The organism is Streptomyces sp. CO7, from assembly GCF_053474865.1.
Genome location: NZ_JBRIOU010000005.1, coordinates 220236 through 225490 on the forward strand (window position 1 = coordinate 220236; position 5255 = coordinate 225490).

At 70.1% G+C, this 5255-nt stretch carries 6 protein-coding genes and 1 tRNA gene; 4 read left to right on the top strand and 3 right to left on the bottom strand.

Annotation, left to right across the window (positions count from 1 at the left end; genetic code table 11):
- Positions 1 to 236 precede the first annotated feature (236 nt).
- Positions 237 to 842, top strand: coding sequence for a lytic polysaccharide monooxygenase auxiliary activity family 9 protein (locus ACOV8S_RS19445; RefSeq protein WP_382550735.1), 606 nt, complete (start codon positions 237 to 239; stop codon positions 840 to 842).
- A 71-nt stretch (positions 843 to 913) separates the two neighbouring features.
- Here ACOV8S_RS19445 and ACOV8S_RS19450 read toward each other — a convergent pair.
- The 3 genes from ACOV8S_RS19450 to ACOV8S_RS19460 all read right to left on the bottom strand — a co-directional run bounded on the left by ACOV8S_RS19450 (position 914) and on the right by ACOV8S_RS19460 (position 2855).
- Positions 914 to 987: transfer RNA gene (locus tag ACOV8S_RS19450), tRNA-Lys, on the bottom strand.
- 162 nt (positions 988 to 1149) lie between these two features.
- The gene (locus ACOV8S_RS19455) at positions 1150 to 1911 is read right to left on the bottom strand and encodes an IclR family transcriptional regulator (protein WP_382550733.1); all 762 of its coding nucleotides are present in this window, start codon (positions 1909 to 1911) and stop codon (positions 1150 to 1152) included.
- A gap of 209 nt (positions 1912 to 2120) precedes the next feature.
- Positions 2121 to 2855, bottom strand: coding sequence for a maleate cis-trans isomerase family protein (locus tag ACOV8S_RS19460; protein ID WP_448319074.1), 735 nt, complete (start codon positions 2853 to 2855; stop codon positions 2121 to 2123).
- A gap of 120 nt (positions 2856 to 2975) precedes the next feature.
- Here ACOV8S_RS19460 and ehuB point away from each other — a divergent pair, with 120 nt between their 5' ends.
- Genes ehuB through ehuD form a run of 3 tightly spaced genes read left to right on the top strand, consistent with a single transcriptional unit; the run spans position 2976 to position 5235 of the window.
- Complete coding sequence (gene ehuB, locus ACOV8S_RS19465) at positions 2976 to 3878, top strand: ectoine/hydroxyectoine ABC transporter substrate-binding protein EhuB (protein ID WP_448319075.1); 903 nt, start codon at positions 2976 to 2978, stop codon at positions 3876 to 3878.
- An 8-nt stretch (positions 3879 to 3886) separates the two neighbouring features.
- On the top strand, positions 3887 to 4591 hold the full coding sequence (gene ehuC, locus ACOV8S_RS19470) for an ectoine/hydroxyectoine ABC transporter permease subunit EhuC (RefSeq protein ID WP_351114270.1): 705 nt from the start codon (positions 3887 to 3889) through the stop codon (positions 4589 to 4591).
- A complete protein-coding gene (gene ehuD / locus ACOV8S_RS19475; RefSeq protein WP_448319076.1) occupies positions 4588 to 5235 on the top strand; it encodes an ectoine/hydroxyectoine ABC transporter permease subunit EhuD in 648 nt (215 codons plus the stop codon). The genes ehuC and ehuD overlap by 4 nt, the downstream gene beginning before the upstream one ends.
- Positions 5236 to 5255: the final 20 nt, after the last annotated feature.

Here is a 5255-nt window from a genome sequence, read left to right on the forward strand (position 1 = left end):
GGCCCGTCCCGTACACGTCCCACGGCCGTCCCGTACACGTCCCACGGCCCGTCCCCGGCCCGCCGCCCGGCTCCGAAAGGTGGAGGATCCGCCCGTTCCGCAAGAGCGACCGAGATTGGTATGGACATGTCTAGATCACGCTTCTACTTTGGAACTTGGTCTAGACCTTCACCGCACCATCAGCTCGGTTCAGTTCGGTACGGCTCAAGGACCCCCCACCCCCAGGGAGCGTCGGCATGCGCAAACGCACGAAGTTGTACGCGGCCTCGGTCGGTCTGGCCACTGTGGGAGCCATGGTGCTCTCCACCGGTGGCGCCACCGGCCACGGCTACACGGACCTGCCCGTCAGCCGGCAGAAGCTCTGTCAGAACGGCACCGTGACGAACTGCGGCTCCATCCAGTGGGAGCCGCAGAGCGTCGAGGGCCCCAAGGGCTTCCCGGCCGCCGGCCCCGCCGACGGAGACATCTGCTCGGCGGGCCACTCCACCTTCAACCAGCTCGACCAGCCCAAGACCCCGTCGGGCGCCGCCTGGCCCGCCACCAAGGTCACGTCCGGGCAGAGCTACACCTTCCGGTGGCAGTTCACCGCCCGGCACTCGACGACCGACTTCCGCTACTACGTCACCAAGCCGGGCTGGAACCAGAGCCACCCGCTGGCCCGGTCGGACCTCAACCTGACGCCGTTCCTCACGGTGCCGTACAACAACCAGCAGCCGCCGCAGACGCTCTCGCACAGCGGCACGCTGCCGGGCGGCCTCAGCGGGCGGCACGTGATCGTCGCGGTATGGACGGTCGCCGACACCGCGAACGCCTTCTACGCCTGCTCGGACGTCACCTTCTGACCGAGGTGACCCACCCCGGGACCGCGTGAACGCCGAAGGGCCCCTCGCCGAGGCGAGGGGCCCTTCTTCTGTGCGCCGCCAGGGACTCGAACCCCGGACCCGCTGATTAAGAGTCAGCTGCTCTAACCAACTGAGCTAGCGGCGCATGACTCCCGCCGTCCGCTTCCGCGGCCGGCGACGAAGAAAATACTACCTGGTCCTCCAGGGTGCTGGTGACCAATTTCCGCCGGTCGTGATCACAGGCCGGAGCACGGGCCGGGGCGCAGGCCGGGGCGCGTGGCCGGGCGACCGGCCACGCGCCCGCCGCTCACGCGCCGATGGACAGGGACAGCATCACCGGCGTGGCCTCCCGGTGGAGCTTGTCGGCGGCGCTGCGCAGCCGGTGCGCCTGGCTCACCGGCATGGACAGCGCGAGGCTGGTCACCCGCGCGCCGGAGGAGATCGGGACCGCCGCGCAGACCGTGCCCACCGCGTACTCCTGGATGTCCAGCATCGGCGCGGTGGGCGGCTGGGCCTCCAGGTGGGACAGGAGCAGCCGCTCGCTGGTGATGGTGCGCGAGGTCAGCCGGGCCAGCCGGTGCCGGGAGAGGTGGTCGCGGCGGCCGTCCCCGTCGAGCTGCCCCAGCAGGCTCTTGCCCACGGCGCTGGCGTGGGCGGCCCAGCGGAAGTCCACCCACTCATTGACCGCCGGTGTCTCGGGGCCGGCGGCGTACTGCGAGACGTGGACCTCGCCGTCGACGTAACGACTGAGGTAGACCGCCGCCCCGACGTCCTCGCGCAGCCGGTTCAAGGTGCGCTGCAGCTTCGCGCGCAGCGCCCGGTCACGTCCGTCCACCGAGGTCAGGCGGGCGAAGGTGTCGCCGACGGCGTACGCGCCGTCCGGCATGCGCAGGACGAAGCCCTCCCGCCTCAGCATCCGCAGCAGCGTGGTCAGGCGCCGCGGTGCGAGGTCGAGCTGACGGCCGAGCTCTGCGTCGGTGATTCCGGCGGGATGCCGCTCCACGACGTCCAGGACCCGGAGGGCCTCCTGGACCGTGTGGCGCGACGCGGCCGGTTCGTTCAGCGCCACGGTTTCCCCCTGCGCCAGCGTGTTCGGGCCGTTCCCCACTCCCGGTGGAGCGGGGCCGATCGACCCGTTTCACGATACCGGTGCGTAGCTATTCGGACAGGGCCTTCCGGCCCTGCCGCGATCTCCTCGCCGTGCTTTCGCAGGTGGCATATGCCAGCGGAACGCACCAGTTTATGAAGCCCGGGCCGACGGGCCGGCGGGGTGCGAACTCAGACCTGCACCAGCGGCTCACGGGTGAAGAGAGCGCCCAGTTCCGGGGCGTTCACCCGGCGGTCCGTCAGGCGCAGGGCCTCCCACGCCGACACCTGGTTCGCGGTGAGCACCGGCTTGCCCACCGCCGCCTCCAGCGCCGGCAGCGACGAGACGGTGTGCAGCGCGCTGTCCGGAACCAGTACGGCGTCCGCCTCCGGATGGTCGGCCGCCAGCACCAGCTCGTGCACCCGGTCGGGACCCCACGACGCCACGTCCGACGCGGTGACCGCGCCCGCACCCTGCACCGAGACGGTCCGGACGCCCGCTCCCTCCTCCAGGAAGGAGACGAACAGCGCGGCCACGTCCTCCGGATAGGTGGCCGCCACGGCCACCCGCCGCGCGCCCACCTCGCGCACCGCGTGCACGAAGGCGAACGAGGCCGAGGAGGCCGGCATCCCCGCGGCCACCGCCAGCGACCGCACCTGCTCGCGCGAGGCCTCCCAGCCGTCCACGAAGCTGCCCGCCGTGTTCACCCAGACCACGGCCTCCGCGCCCGAGAGCCGCAACTGCTCGCAGGCGCTCGCCAGCGGCCCCGGCGCGCCCGTCTCCCGCAGGACATCCACCCGCCGCACGTCCTCACCGAGCTCGGTGTGGACCACGTCGACCCGGATGTCGCTGCCGATCAGCTGCTCGATGCGGGGGTAGTCGTCCTCGGCCGAATGGCCCGGGTAGATGAATCCGAGTGCGGTCATGTCAGCCTCTCCGTCACCTTCACGTGCACCGGCACCGTCGTTCCGGTCCCTTCCGGGTACCCAGCACCGCCCGGGAAACCGATCGGATTAGGCCATCGGCGCTCGGGTAGGCGCGCGGCCATGTCTTCACCTCCCTTCAAGAAGGAAAGACCACTCACCCGGCGGAGCCTGCTGGGCGCCGGGGCCGCAGCGGCCGCCGCGCTCGGCGTCTCCGCGTGCAGCCGGGTCCCCACCGAGGACGGAAAGGACGGCGGGGACCTGCTGGAACGCCTGCGCGCGCTGGGCGTGGTGCGGGTCGGCATCGCCGGCGAAATACCCTTCGGCTACATCGACAAGGACGGGAACCTCACCGGCGAGGCCCCCGAGCTCGCCCGGGTGATCTTCAAGCGCCTGGGGGTCGACTCCGTCCAGCCGGTGCCGACCGAATTCGGCTCCCTGATCCCCGGCCTCAACTCCCAGCAGTTCGACGTCGTCGCCGCCGGCATGTACGTCAACAAGGAACGCTGCGCGCAGGTGATCTTCGCCGACCCCGACTACCAGATGCTCGACTCCTTCGTCGTCCGCAAGGGCAACCCGATGGGGCTGCGCACCTACCGGGACGTCGTCGAGAAGAAGGCGAAGTTCGCCACAGGGACCGGTTACGCCGAGATCGAGTACGCGATCGACGCCGGCATCCCGGAGAGCGAGATCCTGATCGTGCCCGACCAGGTGGCCGGACTGAACGCCGTCGAGTCCGGACGCGCCGACGTGTTCGCGGGCACCGCCGTCACCACCCGCGAGGTGGTCAAGAAGTCGGGCAAGGCCGAGGCCACCGAGCCGTTCGCCCCGGTCGTCGGCGGCAAGGAGCGGATCGACGGCGGCGCCTTCGCCTTCCGGCCCACCGAGACCCGGCTGCGCGACGCCTTCAACACCGAGCTCCACAAGATGAAGAAGAGCGGCGAGCTGCTCCGCGTGCTGCGGCCCTTCGGGTTCACCGAGTCGGAGATGACCGACCTGACCGCGAAGGAGCTGTGCGCCCGATGAACAGCTCGATGACCTCCGGCCTGTGGGAACTGGTGCTGAACGGTGTCTGGATCACCGTCCAGCTGCTGGTGCTCAGCGCCGTCCTCGCCACCGCCGTCGCCTTCGTGGCCGGTGTCGCCCGTACCCACCGGCTGTGGATCGTCCGCTTCCTGGCGGGCTTCTACACCGAGGTGTTCCGCGGCACCTCCGCGTTGATCATGATGTTCTGGGTCTTCTTCGTGATGCCCACCGCCTTCGGCTGGCAGCTGGTCCCGCTGTGGGCCGGCACTCTCGCCCTGGGCCTGACCTACGGCGCGTACGGCGCCGAGGTGGTCCGCGGCGCGATCGCCGCCGTGCCCCAGGCGCAGCGCGAGGCGGGCATCGCCCTCAGCCTCACCCCCTGGCAGCGGATGCGGCTCGTCCTGCTGCCGCAGGCCGTGCCCGAGATGATCCCGCCGTTCTCCAACCTGCTGGTCGAACTGCTCAAGGGCACCGCCCTGGTGTCGATCATGGGCATGGGCGACCTGGCGTTCAGTGGCAACCTGATCCGGCTCGCCCTCCAGGAGAGCACCGAGATCTACACCTACATTCTGATCATCTACTTCGTCCTCGCCTTCCTGCTGACGCGGATGATGCGTGGCCTGGAGAAGAACCTCAAGGTCCGCACCGGCCGCACCGTGCGGACGGCCACCCCCGAGGCCACGGCCGACTCGAAGGCGGGTGCTGCCGCGTGAACTGGGACTGGAACGCTGTCGCGGACTTCATGCCGCACTTCTGGGACGGCCTGCTGGTCACCCTGCAGGCGCTGGTGCTGGGGTCCCTGCTCTCCTTCACCCTCGGCCTGGTCTGGACCCTGCTGATGAGGGTCCCGAGCCGCTGGGTGCGCTGGCCCGTCGGCGTGTTCACCGAGTTCGTCCGGAACACGCCGCTGCTGGTGCAGCTCTTCTTCCTCTTCTACGTCCTGCCCGAATGGGGCCTGACCCTCTCCGCCCTCACCATGGGCGTCATCGGTCTGGGCCTGCACTACTCGACCTACACCATGCAGGTCTACCGCGCCGGCATCGAAGGCGTGCCGGCCGGCCAGTGGGAGGCCGCCAAGGCGCTCAACCTGCCGCTGCGCCGCACCTGGACCGCGGTGATCCTGCCGCAGGCCGTGCGGCGCGTGGTGCCCGCGCTGGGCAACTACGTGATCTCGATGCTCAAGGACACGCCGCTGCTGATGACCGTCACCGTCCTGGAGATGCTCGGCGAGGCGCGGCTCTTCTCGCAGAACGCCTTCCGGTTCACCGAGCCGGTGACGGTGATCGGCGTGGCCTTCATCGTCATCTCCTACCTCGCCTCCTTCCTCCTGCGATCCCTGGAGCGACGTCTTGTCTGACACCCTCCCCACCCCTGATC